This is a genomic window from Paucibacter aquatile (genome assembly GCF_002885975.1).
Taxonomy (GTDB): Bacteria; Pseudomonadota; Gammaproteobacteria; order Burkholderiales; family Burkholderiaceae_C; genus Paucibacter_A; species Paucibacter_A aquatilis.
In genome coordinates, this window is record NZ_POSP01000003.1 from 220228 (window position 1) to 242614 (window position 22387).

General features: G+C 68.5%; 16 protein-coding genes. All 16 read left to right on the plus strand.

Features of this window, described 5'->3' with window-relative positions; genetic code table 11:
* Window positions 1–1443: a sensor histidine kinase gene (locus C1O66_RS04345; protein WP_165794473.1), complete on the plus strand. Its 1443-nt coding sequence runs from the start codon at window positions 1–3 to the stop codon at window positions 1441–1443.
* Between the two features lie 184 nt (window positions 1444–1627).
* Window positions 1628–2623: a DUF2860 family protein gene (locus C1O66_RS04350; protein WP_165794474.1), complete on the plus strand. Its 996-nt coding sequence runs from the start codon at window positions 1628–1630 to the stop codon at window positions 2621–2623.
* 139 nt (window positions 2624–2762) lie between these two features.
* Window positions 2763–3401: an acyl-homoserine-lactone synthase gene (locus tag C1O66_RS04355; protein ID WP_243392705.1), complete on the plus strand. Its 639-nt coding sequence runs from the start codon at window positions 2763–2765 to the stop codon at window positions 3399–3401.
* Window positions 3402–3427: 26 nt separating this feature from the next.
* Window positions 3428–5563, plus strand: a complete 2136-nt coding sequence (locus C1O66_RS04360) for an AMP-binding protein (RefSeq protein ID WP_165794475.1) — start codon at window positions 3428–3430, stop codon at window positions 5561–5563.
* Window positions 5564–5574: 11 nt separating this feature from the next.
* On the plus strand, window positions 5575–5838 hold the full coding sequence (locus C1O66_RS04365) for an acyl carrier protein (RefSeq protein WP_102766768.1): 264 nt from the start codon (window positions 5575–5577) through the stop codon (window positions 5836–5838).
* Window positions 5835–6974: an aromatic ring-hydroxylating oxygenase subunit alpha gene (locus tag C1O66_RS04370; protein WP_102766769.1), complete on the plus strand. Its 1140-nt coding sequence runs from the start codon at window positions 5835–5837 to the stop codon at window positions 6972–6974. Before C1O66_RS04365 ends, C1O66_RS04370 begins: the two co-directional genes overlap by 4 nt.
* A 55-nt stretch (window positions 6975–7029) precedes the next feature.
* On the plus strand, window positions 7030–8676 hold the full coding sequence (locus C1O66_RS04375) for an aminotransferase class I/II-fold pyridoxal phosphate-dependent enzyme (protein ID WP_102766770.1): 1647 nt from the start codon (window positions 7030–7032) through the stop codon (window positions 8674–8676).
* The gene (locus C1O66_RS04380; protein ID WP_102766771.1) at window positions 8673–10340 is read left to right on the plus strand and encodes an AMP-binding protein; all 1668 of its coding nucleotides are present in this window, start codon (window positions 8673–8675) and stop codon (window positions 10338–10340) included. The genes C1O66_RS04375 and C1O66_RS04380 overlap by 4 nt, the downstream gene beginning before the upstream one ends.
* Window positions 10337–12784, plus strand: a complete 2448-nt coding sequence (locus tag C1O66_RS04385; protein ID WP_102766772.1) for a polyketide synthase — start codon at window positions 10337–10339, stop codon at window positions 12782–12784. The genes C1O66_RS04380 and C1O66_RS04385 overlap by 4 nt, the downstream gene beginning before the upstream one ends.
* Complete coding sequence (locus C1O66_RS04390; protein WP_102766773.1) at window positions 12785–13963, plus strand: acyl-CoA dehydrogenase family protein; 1179 nt, start codon at window positions 12785–12787, stop codon at window positions 13961–13963.
* 2 nt (window positions 13964–13965) lie between these two features.
* Complete coding sequence (locus C1O66_RS04395; RefSeq protein WP_102766774.1) at window positions 13966–16782, plus strand: aminotransferase class III-fold pyridoxal phosphate-dependent enzyme; 2817 nt, start codon at window positions 13966–13968, stop codon at window positions 16780–16782.
* A gap of 12 nt (window positions 16783–16794) precedes the next feature.
* Window positions 16795–17967 (plus strand): nitroreductase family protein, encoded by a 1173-nt coding sequence (locus C1O66_RS04400; protein ID WP_102766775.1) that lies wholly within the window; start codon window positions 16795–16797, stop codon window positions 17965–17967.
* Window positions 17964–18863, plus strand: a complete 900-nt coding sequence (locus C1O66_RS04405; protein ID WP_207795902.1) for an outer membrane lipoprotein-sorting protein — start codon at window positions 17964–17966, stop codon at window positions 18861–18863. The genes C1O66_RS04400 and C1O66_RS04405 overlap by 4 nt, the downstream gene beginning before the upstream one ends.
* A 6-nt stretch (window positions 18864–18869) precedes the next feature.
* A complete protein-coding gene (locus C1O66_RS24555; protein WP_102766776.1) occupies window positions 18870–20324 on the plus strand; it encodes an ABC transporter permease in 1455 nt (484 codons plus the stop codon).
* Between the two features lie 10 nt (window positions 20325–20334).
* On the plus strand, window positions 20335–21624 hold the full coding sequence (locus C1O66_RS04415) for an ABC transporter permease (protein WP_102769463.1): 1290 nt from the start codon (window positions 20335–20337) through the stop codon (window positions 21622–21624).
* The gene (locus tag C1O66_RS04420) at window positions 21617–22387 is read left to right on the plus strand and encodes an ABC transporter ATP-binding protein (RefSeq protein ID WP_102766777.1); all 771 of its coding nucleotides are present in this window, start codon (window positions 21617–21619) and stop codon (window positions 22385–22387) included. The genes C1O66_RS04415 and C1O66_RS04420 overlap by 8 nt, the downstream gene beginning before the upstream one ends.

Below are 22387 nucleotides of genomic sequence, written 5' to 3' on the forward strand. Positions count from 1 at the left end.
TTGGCACTTGAACTGGCGCGTGGCCGAGTGGCCGACTGGTGGGCAGCCAGCCTTCGTCGCCGCGTGCAGCTGGCGGTGCTGGGTCTGGTCGCAGTGCTGTCCATGGGCATGGCAGTGATCGCTTGGGCAGCCACGGAACTGGCGGCCGACAGCTTCATCAACCAGGCGCTGGAGAGGCGCGCGCAGGATCTGCGCCAGCACTTGAGCCAAGGCGTCCCGCTCGCGCAACTGGCCGCCCAGGATTCTCGCCCTGCCTACCATTTCTACAGCAGCGCACAGGCGGGGCTGCCCGCCGTGCTGCAGCAATTGAACGAAGAAGGCGTGCATGAACTGAGCGAGATCGATGCGCATGTGCTGGTGCTTGAACATCCGGCGCCCGAAGGCGGCCGCCGCGAGCAGGTCTTTCTGCTCTACCGGCCCGAGCTGGACAGCGAGTTGGCCGGCTACGACCGTGCGATCCGCGTCCACCTGCTGCTGATGCTGGCCGGTGCCGCCCTGCTCGGCCTGTTCATGGCCTGGCGGCTTGGGCGCTGGACCGCAGCCCCGATCGAGGCCTTGACCGCCCAGGTCCAGGCCCAGACGCAGGGCCTGGCGCCAATGCGCAGCCCAGTGCTGGAGCGGCCCGACGAGATGGGCCGGCTCAGCCACAGCTTTGCCCGGGCTTACCAAGATCTGGCCGACTATGCCCGGCGCGAGCGCGACTTCACCCGCTTCGCCAGCCATGAGCTGCGCACACCGCTGAGCGTCATCCAGGGCGCCGCTGAATTGATGCGTTTGGCGCCCAACCGCGAACGCATGCTGGCACCGCTGCAACGGGTTCAGGAGGCCGGCGCTCGGATGCAGGCCTTGATTGAGCTCTTCCTCTTGCTCGCCCGCGAGCAGCAAGGCCCGGCGGCTGACCACGAACCCTTGTTGCAAGGCCTGCGCGCCTGCCTGCAGGAACTGCCCGCCGCGACCACAACGGCGCCTCATGTGCAATGGCCCGCGGACGGTGCGGAGGATTGGCGAGAGCTCGAACAGCTGTGCCTGCCCCGGGCACTGGGACGCATGGCCCTGGGCAATCTGCTGCGCAATGCCTGGCTGCATGGCGACGGCAGAATCCGCATCACCATGCGCGGGCGGCGGCTGCAGCTCAGCAATGGGCGGAGCGCCAGTGCAGCCATCCGCCACGCGGGCGCGCCGCCGGAGCCTGGCCACGGCCACGGCCTGGACATCGTGGCCGCCATCGCTGAGCGCCTGGCGTGGCGCCTCAGTACCGAGGTGCAGGCCGAGCGATATCGGGTCGAGATCGAGTTCCCGGGCGGCGCAGGGCCTGCTGCCGACGCGGAGCCCTGCTTTCCGAATCATGCAAACCCTGCGAACCCTGCGAACCCTGCGAGCCCTGCAACCGTGCCGCCCGACACGGCCGGTCTGACCGCCACGGCCCCGGAACGAACGCTGTGACCTGGCTGTGACGCGCTGATTTCTAGAGTGTCGACATCCCCATCACACAGGAATCGACACCATGGCATTCACCGCCTCTGTTCTCCCGCACGCCGCTCAAACCGCGTCGCCTGCCCACCGCCGAGCTGGCAGGGCGCCCGCCCTGGCGCACCGCCTCGCTTGGCGCCTCATTTGTGGGCTCGGCATGGGTCCGTTCCTGAGCCTGCCCCCTGCCCACGCGGCAGGCACGTCAGCCGCATCACCGGTACCGCAAGAAGCAGCCGACTCAGTCGGCCTGCACGGGCATATCAGCCTGCTGCTGATGGCCGAGCAGCGCCGATCCCGCCTGGACGGCGAGGGGCAAGCCCAGCAAGAGTCGCTGCAGTCCACGGTTGACGCACACCGGCAGCTGCGCCTGCGCCCCATGTTCGAGTTGCGTCAGCGCCTGGGGAGCACGGCGGGCGAGTGGCGGGTCAGCAGTGCCGTGGGCGGCGTGGCCGATGGCTATCACATGCTGCTCGGCTCTCGCATGCGTTGGGATGATGGCTCCACTCTGGGCCTGTACTGGATGCCGGCTCTGCCCCAGCGCGAAGTCTGGCAAGACCCCTATGCCCTGGGTGTCGTGCGCCAGCGCAGCCGGGAAAGCCTGCAGGGCTGGCAGATCGAGGCGTCGCAGTTGCTGGGCAGCAGCTACAACCTGCGCTTGAGCAGCGCGCAGCGCCGAATCGCCACGGAACTCAGTGGCCAGCAGTCGCTCGCGGAGGCCGAGCGTTTGCTGCTGCGACGTTCGGGCCGCGTCAGCGAGCTGAGCCTGTGGCGAAGCCACGATGTCGGCGCCCACCAGACCTTGAGCTGGCAGCTCGACGCCCGCCACGACACCGCCGAAGGGCAGGCCATGGCCCACCGGCGCTGGGGTGGCGAGCTGCGCTACCAGCAGCAATGGGGACGTCAGGGGCTGGCACTGAGCCTGGCCTGGCATCGGCAAAAGCAGCGCGGCCCGCATCCCCTGGCTCCAGCGTCGAGCGGGGTAGCCAGTGAACAGATCCACAGCGCGGCGCTGATGGCCTTTCACGCCGCACCCTTCGGGCTGCGCAAGTTCACGGCCTTCGGGCGCCTGTCCTGGCGCCATCGCCAATCGTCCTGGGACTTCCACGACGCGCGAGACCTGAGTGCGGCCATCGGCCTGCGTCGAGACTTCTGACCCGCCGGAGCGGGCAGCCGCAGGCCGGCATCGCCCGCCCCCAGGCATGCTGCAGCTTCATGGCAATCGACCTACCAGAGTTGATAGGTTTCAAACCACAGCGCTTTGCGTATCGTCCGCACCGTTCCAAACGGAGGAGATGGACGTGCATATCAGTGCTGTTTCGCGAGACGAGATGGGGGCGCAACTGCTGGCCGAGATTGCGGCCTACCGCTACCAGGTGTTCGTCGAAACCTTGGGGTGGCAGCTCGACTGCCCTCCAGGCTGCGAGCTCGATCAGTTCGATCATGCCCATGCCCATTACCTCCTGCTGCGTGACGAATCGGGCGCCCTGGGAGGATGCGCCCGCCTGCTGCCGACGCTGAGGCCCTACCTGCTGCAGGAGGTCTTCCCCATGCTGGCGCCGGGGCTATTGCCGCGCGATGCGGCGGTTTGGGAGCTCTCGCGCTTTGCAGTTCTCAATCCGAGTCAAGCCTTGATCGATGCAGACCGGCCGCGCGCCCACAGCACGCTGCCCCAGTTTTCCTCGACCGAGGCCATCGCCTTGCTGCAGGCGGCCCTGGACCACGCCCGGGGCCTGGGCGTTCGCAGCCTGGTCACCGTCTCCCCTGTGGGCATCGAGCGACTGCTGAACATGGCCGGCTTTGTCACCCGCGCCCTGGCGCCCGCGCAGGTGGTTGGCGGCCACCGCCTGTTTGCCTGCCAGATCGAATGCCAATCCCGTCGCCCCCTGCGCGTGCAAGCGGCCGGCCGCAGCCCCAGCGTTCAGGCGGCCTGAGCCCGGCACCCAACCGCGAGAGCACCATGAGCTTCGACGACACCCTGATCGCCCCCTCCACCCGCCCTCGTGCGGTGGCCCCGCCGCAGGAGCACAGCATCAGCCATGAGCTGCCCGAGTGGCCCCGAGCGCGCAACTTTGCCGAGGCCTTGCGTCGCAATGCAGCAGAACAGGGCGACGCCCTGGTCTACCAATTCTGGCAAACCGAGGACGATCAGGACGAGCAACTGAGCCACAGCCAATTGGCCGCTTGGGTGGGTCGTTATGCCCAGGCCTTGCGCCAGCTGCCGGGTGCGGACGAGGGGCGTCTTCAGCTGGTCCTGGCCCTGCCGCAGGGGCGGCAGTTCGTGGTGGCCTTTCTGGCCTGCCTGGCGGCGGGCATCGTGGTCGTTCCGACCTTTCCGCCGCGCAGCCCCTTGCAGGCCGATCGTCTGCGCCTGGTGCTGCGTGAGCTGGGCCAGGCCCATGTGCTGTGCCGCCGGGCCAGCCTCCATGAGGAACTGGCCGAGCTGCGCACCGACCCTGAGCTTGGCGCCACTCGATGGATCTGCGTCGAGGAGCTGGATCAGGCGCCCGCAGCCAGCCTGGCCGGGCTGGATCCCGACCCGGAGGCCCTGGCCATGCTGCAGTACACCTCGGGCTCGACCGGCCGGCCCAAGGGCGTGATGCTGAGCCAGCGCAATCTGGTCGAGAACTCGCAACTGATCCAGGAGTGTTTCGGCCACCGCAAGGGGCACAGCCGATCGGTGATCTGGTTGCCGCCGTATCACGATATGGGCCTGGTCGGCGGCGTCTTGCAGCCGGTCCATGCAGGCTTCGCCACCTTGCTGATGCCCACCAGTGTGCTGGTGCGCAGCCCCGCCCGATGGCTGCAAGCGGTGAGCGAGTTCAGCCAGGGCTGCAGCGGCGGGGTCAGCAGCGGCGGCCCCAACTTTGCCTTCCAGCTCTGCGTCGACAAGGTGCGTGATCGCGAGCTGCAGGATCTGGACCTCAGTGGCTGGCGGGTGGCCTTCTGCGGCGCCGAGCCCATCCATGCGCGCTGCATGGATGCCTTCGCTCAACGTTTCGCCGCAGCGGGCTTCAAGGCCGAAGCACTGTTCCCCTGCTACGGCATGGCCGAGACCACCCTCATGGTCAGCGGCAAGCCCCTGGGTCAGGCACTGGGGCGACGCCACCTGGACGCACGCGCCCTGGCGCGCCAGCAATGGCTGCCGCAGGATGCGCAGCTGCCGCACAGCCAGACCGTGGTCAGCTGTGGCAGGCCTCACGCCAGCCTGGAGCTTCGCATCGTCGAGCCCAGCTCGCGACTGGCGCGCGGCGAGCGTGAAATCGGCGAGGTCTGGGTGCGCGGCTCCAGCGTCACCCACGGCTACTGGCAAGACCCCGAGCGCAGCGCCCAGAGCTTCAACCAATGGCTGGATGGGCAAGGCGGCTGGCTGCGCACCGGCGACCTCGGCGCCCTGGATCAAGGCGAGCTGTTCATCACCGGGCGCAGCAAGGAGCTGCTGATTGTTCGCGGTGCCAATTACTTCCCTCAAGACCTCGAACATGAAGCCCTGAGCGCCTGCCCCGAGCTGATCAACTGCCGTGCTGTGGCCTTCCAGCATGGTCCGCTGGGCGAGGAACAGGTGGCCCTGGCGCTGGAGGTTCCGCGCAGCGCGATCGACGAGCTCGACATGCAGCGCCGCATCAACGCCCGCCTGAGCGAGAAGTACGGCATCACGCTCGATACCTTGCTCTTCATCCCGCGCAAGACGGTGCGCACCACCTCCTCGGGCAAGCTGCAGCGCGTGGCGCTGAAGCAAGAGTTCATTGAAGGCCGGCTGCCCATCTACCTGCGCATCGATGCTCGGACTGAAGCGATCGAAAGCCAGGCCGCGGCAAACACGCTGCCCACGCGCCTGGACAGCGCGGCCGCCATCGAAAGCTGGTTGCTGCTTCGCATCGCCCAGGCGCTGCGTTGCACGCCTGCGCAGCTGCACCCCGAGGACAGCTTTGCCAGCATGGCGCTGGATTCGGTGGCGGCGCTGGAGCTGCTGGCCGATCTGGACAGCAGCCACGGCATCCAGCTGGAGCCTGATGCGCTCTACCGCCACAACAGCCCCGCCCTGCTGGCCCAGGAAATCTGGCGCCGCACCCAATTGCACCCTCTTGCCTGCTGAAGGAGCACGCCATGGCTGACAGCCATTTCTCACTGACCCTGTGCCGATTCATCGCCGATGCCTTCCTGGGTGACGGCAGCCGCGTGCAGCGGGACACCCCCTTGCTGGAGCTCAACATCCTGGATTCCGCCGCACTCTTCGATGTCGTGGACTACATCCGCCAGGAGTTCGGCGTGCAGATTCCGGTGGCCGACATCCACCCCGAGCATTTCGCCAATGTCGCCCAGCTCGAAGCGCTGGTGCTGCGTCTCAACCCCTTGGAGAAAATCGCATGATTCCGAACCAGTGGTATGCCATCCTTCGCAGCGAAGACGTCAAGAAGAAAAAACCCGTCGGGATTCGCCGCTTCAACAAGAACCTGGTGGTCTACCGGGACACCGCCGGCCAGGTGGTTTGTCTGGCCGACCGATGTGCCCACAAGGGCGTGCCCTTGAGCCACGGTCAGCAGCATGGCGACTACATCGCCTGCCCCTACCACGGCTTCCAGTACGACGCCAATGGCCGCTGCGTGCACATGCCGGTGCTGGGCAAGAACGGCGTGGTGCCCAAGCACATGCAGGTGCCCAGCTTCACGGTGCGCGAGCAACATGGGCTGATCTGGTGCTGGACCGGCGAGCAGGTGCCCGAGCAACTGCCGGAAGTGCCCATGTTCAAGGAGTTTGCTGAGTACACCGGCTTCACCTCGCGCTATGCCTGGCATGCGCCCACGCATTACACACGTTATGTGGAGAGCGTCTGCGAGGTCTACCATGTGCCCTTCGTCCACAAGGGTTCGGCCCTGAACATCTGGGACCCCAAGGGCGGACGCGTCGATGACTTCAGCTGCCATCTCGAAGGGCACCTGATTCGCAGCGATTTCATCCTGCGGCCCGACGACGACCGCACGGCCGAGGAAACCCTCAGGGCACGCCTGCCCTGGACCCGCGGCTGGCGCATCGGCGTGGATGTGCAGATGCCGAACATGGTGCAGATCCGCAACGATGTGTTCGACGTCTACCTGATCGCCACGCCCATCGACGATGAGAACTGCTGGCTCTGCATTTGCTACAAGGAGCCCAAGCGCGACCTGCTGTTCCCGATGGTGAAGCCCCTGCCCATCCCGGGCTGGCGCCGCGTGCGCCCCTGGCTGATGTGTCGCATGGAGCGCTTCATCCAGCAATCCAAGGACATGGCCGCGCTCAGGGGCCAGACTCCCAAGATCTCCAGCCTGGAGGCCAACCGGCTGATCTCGGTCGACAAGGTCAATGCCTACTACCTGCGTCTGCGCGATCAGCTGATCCAGGAGGCCCAAGCTCAAGCGCAGAGCCAGGTGAGCGCTGCCTCGGCCCAGCGAGCCGCCAACGAGCAGGAGGCGCCGCCTTGCGAGATCAAGCCCATCCACATCTTGCCGCACAAGCCGCAAGCCGCCTGAAGCCCAGCAGCCAGGCCAGCACCTCAGTCAGCCCGTCAACCACGCAGCACGCACCATGAACGCAGCACATCACGACATTGCGGCCACCGTCAGGGCGGTCGTTCAGAAGCACTCGCAGTACGCCGATGAGGCCTTGCAGGACCATGCCCTGCTGCAAGAGGATCTGGGCATCGACTCCATCATGCTGGCCGGCATCGTCAGCGAGCTCAACAGTCTCCTGCAGACGCGGGTGAGCGTGTCCCCGGGGGATTCCGACACCCTGGTGAGCCTGAGCGCGCGCTTTGCGGCCCAGCTACCGGCACAGGCTCCGGTGCAACAGCCGCCAAGCGCCGACCCGGCTGCGCTGGCCCGGGCTGCAGTGGCCGCTGCAGCCGCCTTCAGCGCGCCCGCGCTGGCCACGGCTGACTCCAGCAGCAGCACGGGCAGCACGGGCAGCAAGACGACCATGCGTGATTTTGTCGGCAACGGCACCGACCCGGACATCTTCACCAAGACCCGTCGCTTCCAGCGCTTCCAGCGCGAGCGGGCCGAGCAAGGCCACTTCTGGTACGGCATGGCCTCGCGTGGGCGCAGCAGCAACCGTGCGCGCATCTTCGACCGGCACGAGGGCCGGGAGCGTGAGTTCCTGCTGTTCGCCTCCAACAACTACCTGGGCCTGGCCAATGACGAACGGGTGCTGGACGCGATTCAGCAGGCCAGCCGCGAGTACGGTGCCACCAACACCGGCAGCCGTCTGATCGCCGGCACCACCGAGGTGCATCAGGTGCTGGAGCGCAAGCTGGCACAGCTGAAGGGCCGCGAGGATTGCCTGGTCTTCCCGTCCGGCTACTCAGCCAATCTGGGCACCATCGCCGCCTTGGTGGGACCGGGCGATCAAGTCATCGGCGATGTCTACAACCACATGAGCATTCAGGACGGTTGCAAGCTCTCGGGCGCCACCCGCCGGCTCTACCCGCACAACGACATGCAAGCGCTGGAGGACATGCTGGCGCGCCATGAAGACCAGTCGGGCGGGCGCCTGATCGTCGCCGACGGGGTCTTCAGCATGCATGGAGACATCGTGCATCTGCCCGAGCTGCTCAAGCTGGCCCAGCGCTACCAGGCGCGCGTGCTGATCGACGAGGCCCACAGCACCGGAGTGCTCGGCACCACCGGCTCCGGTACCACCGAGCATTTCCAGCTCAAGGGCCGGGTGGATCTCGAGGTCGGCACCATGAGCAAGGCCCTGGGTGGCCAGGGTGGCTTTGTTGTTGGTGACGCTGAGGTAATTGACTACCTGCGCTACTACGCCAACAGCTATGTCTTCGCGGCCACGATTCCGGCCCCCGTGGCCGCGGGTTTGAACGCCAGCCTGGACATCATGGCAGCGGAGCCAGAGCGGCTGGCGCGGCTGTGGAGCAATATCGACTACCTCAAGGCCAGCCTGGACCGACTGGGCTTCGACACGGAGCAGTCAAACAGCGCCATCATCCCGGTACGCATCGGCGACGAGACCCTGGCCATGAATATGGGTCGCTCCCTGCGTCGGCGCGGTCTTTACTGCCAGACCGTGGTCTTCCCCGGCGTGGCCGTGGGAGATGCGCGCCTGCGCATCAGCGTGCTGGAATCGCACACCCGGCAGGATCTCGACCAGGCGCTGGACATGCTGCTCGCGGCCGCCCAGGAGAACCGCCTGCCCCTGCATGAGGCCTTGGCCGCATGAGCAGCCCCACGCTGGAAACGACCCCAGCAGCCATGGATCGGCGGTCCCTGGGACTGCAAGCCGTGCTGCAACGCGGCGTGCATCAAGCCCTGTTGAAATGGCCCGACGCCTGGCCGCTGCTGCGTGACGCTGGACATGAGCTGAGCTATGGCGATTGCCGCCAATGGGTGTCCACGGCCCGTGAGCAGCTGCTGGCGGACTGCGGCGGCCAGGCCGTGGCCATCTGGATGGACAAGCAGGCGCTGTACGCCCAGTGCATTCTGGCGACGCTGTTCTCGGGCGCACGCTACCTGCCCCTGGACGGAGCGCAGCCGGTCGAGCGCGTGCAAGCCATCGTGGCCGACGCGCGGCCAGCCTTGCTGATCCTGGATGCCGCCCATGCCGAACTCTGGCTTCAGGCCCAAGCGCAGCGCCGCGATCCCGACACACGCCCGACACGCCTGCTGGTGCTGAGCGAGCAGACGCCGGCGCTGGAGGCCTGGGCGGACGCCTGGGCCGAAGCCCAGGGACGCTGGCTTTCTCCGAAGCTGACCGGCCTTCCCCCTGGACCGGCCTTGCAGGAGGAGCGCATCGATCCCGGAGCGGTGGCCGCCATTCTCTACACCTCGGGCTCCACCGGGCTGCCCAAGGGCGTGCAGCTGAGCCAGCTCAATGTGCTCAATTTCGTCAGCTGGGCCGCCCAGACCTTGGGCCTGCAGCATGAAGACCGCCTGCTCAATCTCGCGAGCTTCAATTTCGACCTCAGCACCTTCGATCTCTTCGCTGCCTTGCAGGCCGGCGCCAGCGTCTACATCAGCCACGAGTCGGAGCTGCGTCATATGGCGCGACTGGGCGAGCTGCTGGAGCAGCAAGCGACCACCGTGGTCTACGGCGTGCCTTCCACCTTCGGCCTTCTGCTGCGCAGCGGCGTCCTCACACCGGAACGCCAGTCGGCCCTGCGCCACCTGATCTTTGCCGGCGAAGTCATGCCCAAGCCGCTGCTGCAGGCCCTGGCAGCGCAGCTGCCGCGCGACTGTCGCCTTTACAACTTCTACGGCCCGACCGAGACCAATGTCTGCCTCTGGCATCCGGTCAGCGCCGAAGACCTGGCCAGCGATGGGCCTGTGCCAATTGGCCGCCCCATCCGCGGCGCCGAGGTCTGGCTGCAGGACGAAAGCGGTCGCCACATCGTCGAGGAAGGCCATCAGGGCGAGATCTGGGTGGCCGGTGACTGTGTCACGCCCGGGTACTGGCAACGCCCCGACGATGCCAACAGCCACCAGCACCGGCTGGGCCGCCATGCCACGGGTGACCAGGGCTCCTGGCATCGGGGCAGCCTGCTCTATCACGGTCGCCGCGACCGCATGGTCAAGATCCATGGCTTCCGCGTCGAACTCGGGGAGATCGAGGCGGCCCTGGCTCGCCAAAGCCAGTTGGCCGAATGCGCGGTGCTGGCCCTGCCAGGCGCAAGTGGCACCCGCCTGCTGGCCGCCTATGTGCCGCGCGAAGGCTGCTGCGTGCCCGGCACCCTGGCTCTGAAGCAGCATTGCGCCAGCCTCCTGCCGGCCTATATGGTGCCGCAGCAATGGGTGGCGCTGGCTCAGTTGCCCAAGAACGCCAACGGCAAGATCGACCTGCGCCGGCTTCAGGCCCTGATCCTGGATGAAGAGGCCGCCCAGTCATGAACGCTTCCGCCGCACACCTGCTGGGCATGGGCTTGCGTCACGCCAACCTGCCAGCAACCCAGGATTGGCTGGATCGGCTGGCGGCCGTCCGCTCGGCCTGCACGGGTTCAGGCGCGGACCATGCCTTGCCGCTCCATAACCTGCCGCCCTTGCCTGCCGAGCAGCGCCTGCCCGTAAGCGCGGGCGATCTGGGTCAATTCGGCATCCCACCGATCTATCGCGCGTCCATCCACCGCATTCAGATCCATCTGCTCGAACTCGCGCAAGAAGCGCTGCAGCAGGCCGAGCGGGCGGGCGTGAAGCTCGAACGCGAGCACTGCGATGTGATTCTCGTCACCGCCCTCGGGCTCAACCGCAGCCACGAAAACGAAGCTCGCGCGGCAGCGCTGCGCTGGGCCGCCGCGGGCTGGCGCGACCACCCCGATGCACGTGCTCTGCTGGAACTGTGGCGTCAGGATCTGGAGCAGGGCTTCACCGCCAGCTCGCACGACAAGGTGGGCGAAATGGCCAGCGCCCTGGCCGCACGGGTGGCCGCGCATTTTCAGCTGCGCGGACGCGTGCTGGCCCTGGAGGCACGTGCCGAAGGTGGGCGCGCAGCGCTGGCCGCAGCCCTGAACTGTCTGTCGCATGGCGGCAGCCGGCAGGTGCTGATCCTGGGCGCGCAAACCCTGGACAGTCCCCTGCACGAACGCCCCGACCTGACGGACACCTCCACCCCTGAGCTGCCCACCTGGCGCGAGTCCGCCTGCGCCCTGCTGCTCGGCGATGTGTCCGCGGCCCACGCCGGGCAGATGATGCTGCAGCTGCCCCCCGCCACGCCCGTCTGTCCAAGGCCCGCAGCGACCGTGGCCGCCGGGCCGGTGGTGCACATCGAGGGTCAGGTCTTGCCTGTGCAGACGGTCTTGGGCTACGGCCATGCGATGCAAGACTTGCAGGCCCTGGCTCTGGCGGCCCTGGCTCAAGCACAAGCACAAGCACAAGCACAAACCGCGGGAGCTGGTGCGAGCCGCAGCCCAGCCGTCCACGCCGAACTCGGCCCGCAGGCGCGTCTTGTGCTGCAGGCCGCCGGCCAGCCGCTACCGGAACAGGCTGGCTCCGAGACGGGCCCGGTGGCCGTGGTCGGCTGCGGCAGCGCCTTTGGCGACACCCGGGGCAATGCCGAGTTCTGGGCAGCCCTGAGCCAGCCCGGCCACCGCTTCCGCCCGCTCGACCCGGCGCGCCATCATTGCGATCCCTTCCTGGACCCGCAAGCCCGCCACAGCCTGGCCTACTACATCGAGCAGGCCAGCCATGCCGGTCTCGAGCCGGCCCTGCACCCGCATGCAGCCAGCATGCATCTGGCGCGCAGCGTGGCCAGCGAGGCCTGGTCGGCTGTCGCCGGCCTGGCCCCGGAGCGCCTCGGCCGGCTGCAAGTCATCTGCGCCAGCAATCTGACGACGCCGGCCTTGCGCAGCGCCGGCGCCCAAGCCCTGCTGCCGCGCGTGCTGGAGCGCCTGGATGCGCTCGGCCGCCTGCAGGGCTGGAACGAGGCACTGCGCCAATCGCTGGCCCACGCCCTGCACAACCAGGCCCAGGCCGAACGCCTGCCTTCCGCCGAGGACCAGGGCCTGGCCACCGCCAGCGGCCTGGGGCGTGCCGTGGTCGGCGACCTGCCGGCCCAGGTTCTGGCGCTTGAAGCCGCATGTGCCAGCTCCATGGCGGCGCTCGATCTGGCCGGCCTGGCCCTGCGCGCCGGTCAGGTCGACACCGTGCTGGTGCTGGGTGTGGAGCTGCCGGTCAACAGCAGCGATCTGCTGCTCTGCGCCGCACAACGCATGCTGGCGCCCGGCTTGATGGCCAGCTTCGGCATCGATGCCAGCGGCTTCACGCCGGGCGATGGCGCCGGCGCGGTGCTGCTGATGCGCAAGCCCCAGGCTGAGGCCCTGGGCTTGCCAGTGCTTGCACAGTTGCTGGCTTTCGGCGCCAGCACCGACAGCAAATCCATGATCGCGCCGAACCAGGCGGGCCAGACCCAGGCCATGCGTCGTGCCTTTGCCGCGCTGACGACCCAGGGCATCGGCCCGTCGGCGCTGCAGTATGTGGAGACCCACGGCACCGGCACCTTGATTGGCGATCAGGTGGAAACCGCCTCGCTGGCCGAGGTCTACGCCGGGGCCACCCAAGGCCTGGCACTGGGGGCGCTCAAGTCCAAGTTCGGCCACTGTTTTGCCGCGGCCGGCATGGCCAGCCTGATCAAGACCGTGCTGGCCCTGGCCCATGAGCGCATGCCGGCCAACCACTTCGAACGCCCGCTCAAGCCCGAGCTGGAATGGCCGCGCCTGGGCCTCGACCCCTTGTTCACCGAGCGCCCCTGGCCACGCAACCCTCAGCAGCGTCGCCGTGCCGGCATCAATGCCTTTGGCACCGGCGGCATCAATTACCACCTTGTGTTGGAAGAGGCTTGAATGCAGTTCGCCCTGACCCCCGCGCAGCATGCGCTGCAAGCGCGTATCGCCACCCTGGCCTCCAGTTTGCAGGACCCGCTCTTGCACGAACGTGACCGGGCCTGCGAGTTCTCACGGCCGCTCTGGCAGGCCATGGCCAGCGCGGGCCTGCACCTGCTGCCCGCCCCGGCCGAGTACGGCGGGCAGGCCCTGGGCGCCCTGGATCTGGCTCTGGCCCTGGAGACCCTGGGCGAGCAGGTACCGGACACCGGCCTGGTGTTCGCCCTGGCCGCCCACCTGTGCGCCTGCATCCATCCGCTGCTGACCTTCGGCAGCGAGTCGCAGCAAAAGGAATGGTTGCCGCAGATCGGCAAGCAAGGCTGGCTGGGCGCCCATGCGATCACCGAGGCGCAAGCCGGCTCGGACATCTCGGCCATGCGCACCCGGGCCCAACGCGAAGGCCAGGGCTATCGCATCAGCGGGCGCAAGTGCTACATCAGCAATGCGCCGGTCTGCGACTTCCTCATCGTCCACGCCCGCACCGGCGAGAGCGGCAGCTTTCTCGACTACAGCAGCTTTGTGCTGGACCGCCACAGCAGCGGCGTGCACATCAGCGCCACGCCGCATGAGAAGCTGGGCCTGCGCACCACGGCCATGGGCGATGTGGAGTTCGATGGCGTCTGGGTTCATGAATCCCAGCGCCTGGGCAAGGAGGGCAGCGGCGGCCCCATCTTCCAGGCCAGCATGGCCTGGGAACGCAGCTGCCTGTTCGCCATGTACCTGGGCACCATGAAGCGCCAGCTGCGCGCTTGCTGGTCCCATGTGGAGGAGCGCGAGCAGTTCGGTCGCCCCCTGATCGAGCAGCAAAGCCTGGCCCACCGCCTGGCCGATATGCAGCTGCGCTACGAGTCGGCGCGCCTGCTCTGCCTGCGCGCCGCCTGGTCGCTGGACCTGCCGCAGCCCGCCCGCGGTGATGCCAGCCTGGCCGCAAAGCTTGCCCTCAGCGAGGCCGCCGTGCTCAACGGACTCGATGCAGTGCATCTGCACGGCGCGCTCGGCATGCTCAGTGGCGCCATCGAACGCGAGCTTCGCAATGCCCTGCCCAGCAGCGTGTTCTCGGGCGGCAGCGAAGTCTTGAAAAACCAGCTCGTGCAGCAACTGCGCGGCGACTACAAGCGTGAAGCGCGCGGAGGACGTTGAACATGGCAAGCATGGTGGGACAAGCCACATTGGGCAAGGAAGAGCTGCTGGAGACGGCGGGGCTGATGGTCGAGTTCACCCGCGCGCGCGGAGACCATCTCTACTACCTCGATGAGAACGGGAAGGAACGGCAAGTCCTGGATCTGGTCGGCGGCTTCGGCTCCACCCTGCTGGGCCACAACCACCCCGAGCTGGTGGAGCTGTTGACCCGCTGCCTGGCGCAGCAGCGCCCGGTGCATGCCCAGGGCTCGCGCAGGCAACAAGCCAGCGAACTCAAGCAGGCCCTGGCCGACTACCTGCACCAGCACAGCGGCGAGCGCTACAAGATCTACCTGCTCAACACCGGCACCGAGGCGGTCGAAGCCGCCATCAAACATGCCCGTTATGCCTATGCCCAGCGCATGGAGGCCATGAGCGATGCCTGCGCGGCCAATGCCCGCGAGCTGCAGATCCGGCTGGAGCGCGGCGAGATCCAGATCGACGCACCCCTGCTGCAACAGGCCGAGCGCCTGCTGCAACACGAGCCCCTGGACCATGTGGACGCCTTGCTGTCCGCCGTGAACCAGCGCAATCTGCAAGCCCTGGCCACGGCGCCGCTGATGGCGGCCCTGCCCTATGCCTTCCATGGCAAGACCCTGGGCTCGCTCGCCCTGACCTGGAACCGCGATGCCCGCCTGGCCTTTGTGCGCAACAACCCCGACGCCTTGTTCGTCCATGAGCCCAGCCAGTTCCTGGCCCAGCTGCGCGAACACAGCGTCAGCGTCTACCAGTTCGAGTTCCAGCCCCTGCGCCTGGTCGAGCGCCGCCTGCCCCGGCTGGCGGGTCTGATCTACGAACCCCTGCGCGGCGAGGGCGGCATCCTGGAGCTGGATGCGGAGTTCCGCACCCTGCTGCAAGCACTGCGCGAGCACCACCCCGAGGTGGCCCTGATCGCCGACGAGGTGCAGTGCGGCCTGGGCCGCACCGGCCGGCCGATCGAAAGTGCAGCACAAGGGCTGCCGGCCGACTACCTCACCTTCGCCAAATCTCTGGGTGGTGGCCTGTGCAAGATCTCGGCCCTGGCGGTGCGCGAATCGCTGCAGCACCGCGAGTTCGGCATGCTGCACAGCTCGACCTTTGCCGAGGACGACCTCAGCGCCAGAGTAGCGCTGCGCAGCCTCGAGATCCTGCAGCGCGATGCTGTGGCGCAACGCTGCGCCTCGCTCGGCGAGGCCTTGCTGGAGGGCTTGCAAGCCCTCCAGCGCGCCCATCCCGAGCTGATCCGCGCAGTGCGCGGGCGCGGCTGCATGCTGGGTCTGGAGTTGCAGGACCTGAGCGAGCATCGCTCCCCCCTGCTGGCCAGCCTGGCCCAGGAGCAGCTCCTGGGCATGGTCTGCGCCGGCCATCTGCTGCACGCTCATGGCTTGCGGGTGCTGCCCTCGCTGGGCCGACGCAGCGTGCTGCGCATCCAGCCCTCGGCCTATTTGCAGCCCGCCGATCTGCAGCAGGCGCTGCAAGCCTTCCGGGCCTTGTTCGAGACGCTGGCCCAGGGCAATCTGCAAAGCCTGCTCGCCCACATGCTGTCCAGCGGCTTCACGCCCCTGGTCCTGCCGGCCGCGCGGACGGGCAGCGGCGCCGAGTCTCTGGCGCCCGCTGGCAGCGCCACGGCCGTGGAGCGCATCGGCTTCCTGGCCCACCTGATCGACGCCCAAAGCCTGCGCGAGTGGGAGCCCGGCCTGGCCGGCCTCAGCGACGAACAGCTGAGCGAGCTGTGCAGCCGCGTGCAATGCGCGATGGAGCCGCAGCTGATTGCCAGCCGGCGCGTGCGCTCACCCCTGGGTCGCGAGGTCGAGCTGCGGCTCTACGGCATCATGATGGATTCGGAGAGCATTGCCGCCGACATCCGCTTCCACCGTGCCCAGCAGATTCGGCGTCAGGTCCAGCATGCCTACCAGCGGGCGCGCGATGAAGGCTGCGGCCTGGTCGGCTTTGGCGGCTACACCTCCATCGTCACCGCCAACTGCATCGATTTCGAGTACGAGCATCCGCCCGTCACCAGCGGCAACGCCCTGACGGTGGCGGCCAGCCTGGCCGCGACCCGATCCAGTGCCGCACGCATGGGCCTGGTCAGTTCCGAAGCGGTGGTCGCCGTGGTCGGCGCCGCCGGCAATATCGGTCAGGTGCAAGCGCTGCTGCTGGCCGCGCAGTGTCGCCGCCTGATCCTGCTTGGACGCCCCGGCCATGAGGCCCGCCTGGCCCAGGTGCGGCGCGACATCGCCAGCGAGCTGCTGCAACAGCCGCTGCCCAGCATCGATGCCGCCAGCACCTGGGCCCGGGCGCTGCGGGAGTGGCGCCAAGCCCAGCAAGGCACGCCGGACCTGGCCCAGCTGGATACCTGGTTGGCGCAGCAGGCTTGGGTGCAGCTGAGCACCTCGCTGGACGCCTGCCGCGAGGCCGACATCGTGATCAGCGCCTCCAGCAGCCCCCAGCCCGTGCTGCGGGCCGAACATTTCGCGACCGACCGCCCGGTGCTGGTTTGCGATGTGGCGGTGCCCGGCGATGTCGATGCCGACAGCGTCCAGGCCCTGCCGCAGCTGCGCCTGATCCGCGGCGGCGTGGTGCGCCTGCCGATGGCGCCCGAGCTGGAGCTGCCCGGCATGCAGCTCGATCCGGGCCTGATCTTCGCCTGCGCCGCTGAGACCTTGCTGCTGGGCCTCTCGGGCATCCGCGCCGACTTCAGCAAGGGTCCGGTGCGGCCCGAGCAGGTGCGCGAGATCGAGGGTCTGGCACGCCTGCACGGTTTCGAGATCGATCATGAAAAGCGCGTCGGCGCCTTCTGAGTACGAGGCCCCATGCACGACGCCGTGATGCCCGACGCCTTGCTGCAGCGGATCGAGCCCTTGCTGGCCCTGGCTGCACGGGCGCCGTCCTCGCACAACAGCCAGCCCTGGCGCTTGCGCTGCCTGCCCGCGGTTCCGCCACGCTGGCAAGACAGCGGCCCCTGGACCCAGGCCCTGGCCATCGAGCTGGACCCCGCGCGCTGCCTGCGCGCCCTGCCGGCGCTGCAGCGCGAGATGCTGATCAGCCTGGGCGGCTTTGCGGCCATCTTGCTGAACCTGCTGCGTCTGAGCGCCTGGCCGGTCAAGGCGGTGCCGGCCGAGCCGAGTCAAGAAGGCCAGGAAGGGCGCCTTCTCTTGCTGCTCGGCGCTCAGCCCTGCGCCGAGCGCGTCGATCACGCCGGCCTGGCACGCCTGAACCGCGCCCTGCGCCTGCGCCACACCGAGCGCGGCCCCTACCTGCCAATGCAGGGCCTGCGCTTTCACCTGGAGTCACCGGACAACCCGCTGCCCTACACGCTGGACCTGCAGGAGCCGCGCCCGACGCTGCGCTGGCAAGCCCTGCATGCCAGGTCCGCACGGGCCGAGTTGGCCGAGTTCTATGCCCGCCACGGCGCCCGCGATCTGATGCACCCGCAGGCCTGGGCCGAGACCTATGCCCACCTGAACTTTGCCGCCGAGCAGCCCGCCCGCCCTGTGCCACAGGGCATGCCAATCGAACGCTTGTTCGGCCCCCTGCCCGCCTGGCGCCGCCGCCTGCTGCAGCTGTTGCTGCACCCGCGCTTTCTGCGCGGGCCGGCCGGCCGCCCGGTGACGGCCGAGGCCGGACGCCAGCTGCGCGCCCTGATCCTCAGCAGCCCCGCCCTGCTCTACCTCAGCACGCCCCGCGAGAGCGGCACGGCGCTGGAGGGATGGCTGGCCGGGGAGGCCATCGCCCGGCTCTGGCTGGCGGCGGCCGATGCCGGCCAGGCCCTGCACCCCTTGAGCGTGGCGCTGCAGCACGAGGACCTGGCTCAGGGTCTGGCGGGTCTGCTCGGTTGCCGCGAGCGCCTGCTGTTCATCGCGCGCGCCGGCACGCCGGCTCAGGCCCTGCGCCAGGCCCAGCACCACCGCCGTGCGCCATCTGCGTTCTGCGTCTCGCAGCGTTCCGACGCATCACCCTGTTTGCCTTGCAGCCCCAGCCCATGACCGCCACAAAACCGCCCTCGTCAAGACCGCCCTCGCCGAGCTCGCCCTCGCCCACCTGGCGTTCGCTGGCAGCGCCGCCCGCGGCGCGCCGCCTGTTTCTGCAGCTGCTGGCCTTGCTGCCGGCCGCCGCCGTGCCCATGCAGCTCCGGGCCGCGGAGGCGGTCTCCGACGCCACGCTCAGCCAGTGGATCCACGAAGCCGAGCGCGTGCTGCGCGGGCGCAGCTCGGCCGCGGTGATGAAGATGCACATCGAGCGCAGCGACTACCAGCGCAGCTACGACCTGATGGTGCTCAGCGATGACCGCAGCGAGCCCGGCAAGGTCTTGATCCGCATGTTGGGCCCGGCGCTGTGGCGCGGCAATGCCACGCTCAAGGTCGGCGAGCGCATCAGCTTCTACGACCCGCGCAGCCGCCGCATCACGGTGATGGGCAGTTCCATGCTGGCCGACAACTGGATGGGCAGTCACTTCAGCAACGACGACCTGATGCGCGAAACCGATCTGGCGCGGCACTACGGCTACGAGCTGCTGCAAAAGACACGGGACAAGGACGAGCTGGGCCGCCCGGTCGAACGCGCCCTGCTGCGCCTGAGCCCCAAGCCCGCAGCACCCGTGGCCTGGGGCAAGGTGGAATATCAGCTGCAGCTGCTGGAAGGCGGCAAAGGCGCAAGCGTGCTGCCGCTGCAGGTGGATTACTTTCGCCGCGCCGATGACACGCAGGCCCAGCGCTCGCTGCGCTACAGCCAGCTCAAGCCCTTGGAGGGCCGCGTGCTGCCCACGCGCCTGACCATGAAGGCCCTGGACAAGCCCGACGAATACACCCAGATCGACTACGTCCGGCTCAAGTTCGACAGCGACTTCGGTGCCGACGACTTCTCGGAGCGCGCGCTGCGCTGAAACCCCATGAGCACCGTCTACCGCATGGCCTGGCGCAATCTGGGCCGCAACGCCAAACGCAGCCGCGTCACCGGCCTGGGTCTGGCCCTGGCCCTGGCCTTGTGCATGGCCACCCTGGCCCTGATGGATGGCCTCAGCCAGGAGCTGATTCAGGGCACGACCGAGGGCGAGGTCGGCCATATCCAGATCCATGAGCCGCGCTACCTGGACAGCCGCGCTCTGCGCCGCAGCGTGCCGGCCGACGCCCAGGCCCTGGCCGCGCTGAGGTCGGCCGAGGGCGTGCAGGGCGTGAGCGCCCGGCTCTATGCCTTCGCCTACCTCAGCCACGGCAGTCGCTCCAGCGGAGTGCAGCTGCTGGGCATCGATCCTGAACAGGAAGCCGCCGTCACCGTGCTGCATCGCAAGCGCAGCAGCGGCGAGTGGCTCTCGGCCGAGGCCACGCCCTGGCGCCAGGCCCAGGCGCTGAGCGAAGCCCAGCAGGCCGCCGACCAGGCCCTGACCGAGGCGGCCATCGCCGAGGCCTTTGCCCGGCTGGAGGGGCGCGCCAGCTCCACGGCCACGCCCACGCCCGCGCCCTCACCCACCGCCACGTCGGGTGCCGACGCCAGCCTGGCCCTGGCCGAGCAGTTGGCACCGGGGCCAAGCCGGCGCCCCGGCGTGGTGCTGGGCGCCAAGCTGGCCGCCAATCTGGGCCTGAGCGCCGACCCCGAAGGTCGCTGGGGCCAGGTGCTGGAGCTGCTGGTGGAAGGTGCCCACGGTGTGCAAAGCCATCTGGAACTCGAAGTGCGCGGTGTGCTGCAAACCGGCCTCGACCACCAGGACCGCAGCCGTCTGCTGCTGCATCTCAGCGATCTGCAGCACATGCTGCAACTGCCCGATCAGGCGCACGAGATCGCACTGCGCCTGACCGACCCCGGCCAGGCCGATGCACGCGCCGCTGCTTTGCAAGCCCAGCTCGGCGAGGGTCAGCAGGTGCAGAGCTGGTCGCAGCTGCGGCCCGATGTGCTGGCTCTGATTGCGGCCAATCGGGCGCTGATGGGCACCCTGGTTTTCATCGTCTTTCTGATCGCCGGCGTGGGTGTGCTCAACACCATGCTGGTCAGCGTGATGGAGCGCCAGCGCGAACTCAGCCTGCTCAAGGCCCTGGGGCTGGCGCCGAGCAAGGTCTTGCTGCTGGTGATGGCCGAGACGGTGCTGCTGTGTCTGGCCGGCGGCCTGGTGGGCCTGACGGCTGGGGCCGCGCTGGTGGGCTGGTTGCAGGTCCATGGTCTGGATGTGTCGCGCTTCGGCGAGTTCAGCCTGTCGGGCGTGGGCATGGCGCCGGTGCTGCGGGCGCAGCTGAGTGCGGCCGGCGCGGCCCTGCCCCTGGCGATGCTGGTGCTGATCAGTGTCGTATCGGCCCTGGTGCCGGCGCTTTGGGCTGCTCGCCTGGCCCCAGCTGCCGGCATGAGAGCGCAGTGAGGAGATGAGCATGCTTGCCCACCGTTTGGCCCTGCGCAATCTCTTGCGCCACCGCCGCCGCAGCGGTTTCACCGCTGCCATCATCGTCATCACCATGGCCCTGCTGACCTGCTTCCAGGGCCTCTCCGACGGTGGCCACCAGGCCATGATCCAGGTCGGCGTGCGCATGGGCCTGGGTCATTTGATCCTGTCCCAGCAAGGCCATGCCCAGGACCCCAGCCTGGAGCGGCTGATCAGCGCCGGGCCGCAGGCCCTGGCTCTGGTGCGCGCCAGTGCCGGCCCGCTGGCCCAGAGCGCCGTGCCGCGCCTGCGCTTCTCGGCCATGGCTCAGGCCGGGGCGCAGCAGATCGCGGTCACCGCCTCCGGGGTGGACCCGGCGCTGGAGCTGCCGGTCTCCGGCATCGCCGATGCCCGCGCCATCGTGCAAGGCCAGCCCTTGCCCGCGGAAAGCGCCACGGAAGACGGCCGCTCTGCGTCCGGGCAAGCCGGCCTGCCGCCCTTGGTGCTGGGTGAGCGCCTGGCCAAAGCCCTGGACGTGCGCATCGGCGATCGTGTGACGCTGACGGTCAAGCCCCTGGGTGGCGGCGAATTTGCCCGCGCTGCGTTCCAGTTGCACGGCATCTTCCGCACCGGCATTCAGGAACTCGATGCCTTCTGGGTGGAGCTGCCCTTGCCGCAGGCGCAAACCCTGAGCCGCAGCGGCCAGGGCATCAGCCATCTGGCGCTCTACCTCCAGGATGAGCGCCAGCTTGCAGCCCTGCAAGAGCGACTTCAGCCGGTGCTGCAAGCGCGCGGCTGGGAGGCACAGACCTGGACCGAAGCGGCGCCGGAGCTGAACTCGGCCGTGGCCATGGATGCGGCCGGCATGGCCCTGCTGATGGTGATCGTGGTCGTGGTCGTGGTGGCGGGCATCCTCAACACCGTGATCATGTCCGTGCTCAAGCGGCACCGGGAATTCGGCGTGATGCTGGCCCTGGGCAGCAGCCCGGGCCTGATCGTGCGCGTGGTGCTGCTGGAATCCCTGTACCTGGCCGGCGCGAGCCTGGCCTTGGGCCTGATGCTCGGCCTGGCCGCCCATGCCCATTTCGCCACCGAGGGCTTGAACTTCCGCGAGGTCTTCGGCACCGGCCTGGAGGCCGGCGGCGTGCTCTTGCCCGAGCGATTTTACTCCCTGCTCAACCCCTTGAAGCTGGCCGGCGTGGCCGCCCTGATCCTGGTCCTGACCCTGCTGGTCAGCCTCATGCCGGCCGTCAAGTCCGGACGTCTCAAACCCATCGAAGCGATCCAACACCATGCCTGATTCCGCCATCTTCCAGGCCCAGGGCCTGCACAAGCGATTCCAGCAAGGCGATGTGCAGGTGCATGCCTTGCGCGGCATCGATCTGCGCATCGATGCCGGCGAGTTCGTCGTGATCGCCGGGCCCTCCGGCTCCGGCAAGTCAACCCTGCTCAATCTGCTGGGCCTGCTGGACTCACCCTCCGAAGGGCAGCTTCTGTTTGGCGGGCGCGATGTCTCGCGCCTGTCCTCGAGCGAGCTGTCCGTGCTGCGCCGGGATGCCCTGGGTTTTGTGTTCCAGGCTTACAACCTGATGCCGGTGCTGAGTGCGCTGGAGAACACCGAGATGGTGATGGAGTTCCAGGGCGTGCCCGCAGCCGAGCGCCGCCAGCGCAGCATGCAGTTGCTGCAGCAGCTGGGTCTGGCCGAGCAGATGCACCGTTATCCCGACCAGCTCAGCGGCGGCCAGCAACAGCGGGTGGCGGTGGCGCGCGCCATTGCCAGCCGGCCGCGGGTGGTGATCGCCGATGAACCCACGGCCAATCTCGACTCGGCCACCGCAACTGCGCTGATGGAGCTGATGCAGGGGCTGAACCGCGATCAGGGCGTGAGCTTTGTGTTCAGCTCCCATGACCCTCTGGTGATCCAGCGCGCACGGCGCGTGATCCTGCTGCGCGATGGCCAGCTGGTCTCCGACCAGGCCCAGGACGCGGTGGAGCCCGGGGGTCGCGCCGAAGGGCGCGAGCCGCCACGGCGCGCGGCCTCGCCCTCGCCCGCACTGGCCTGA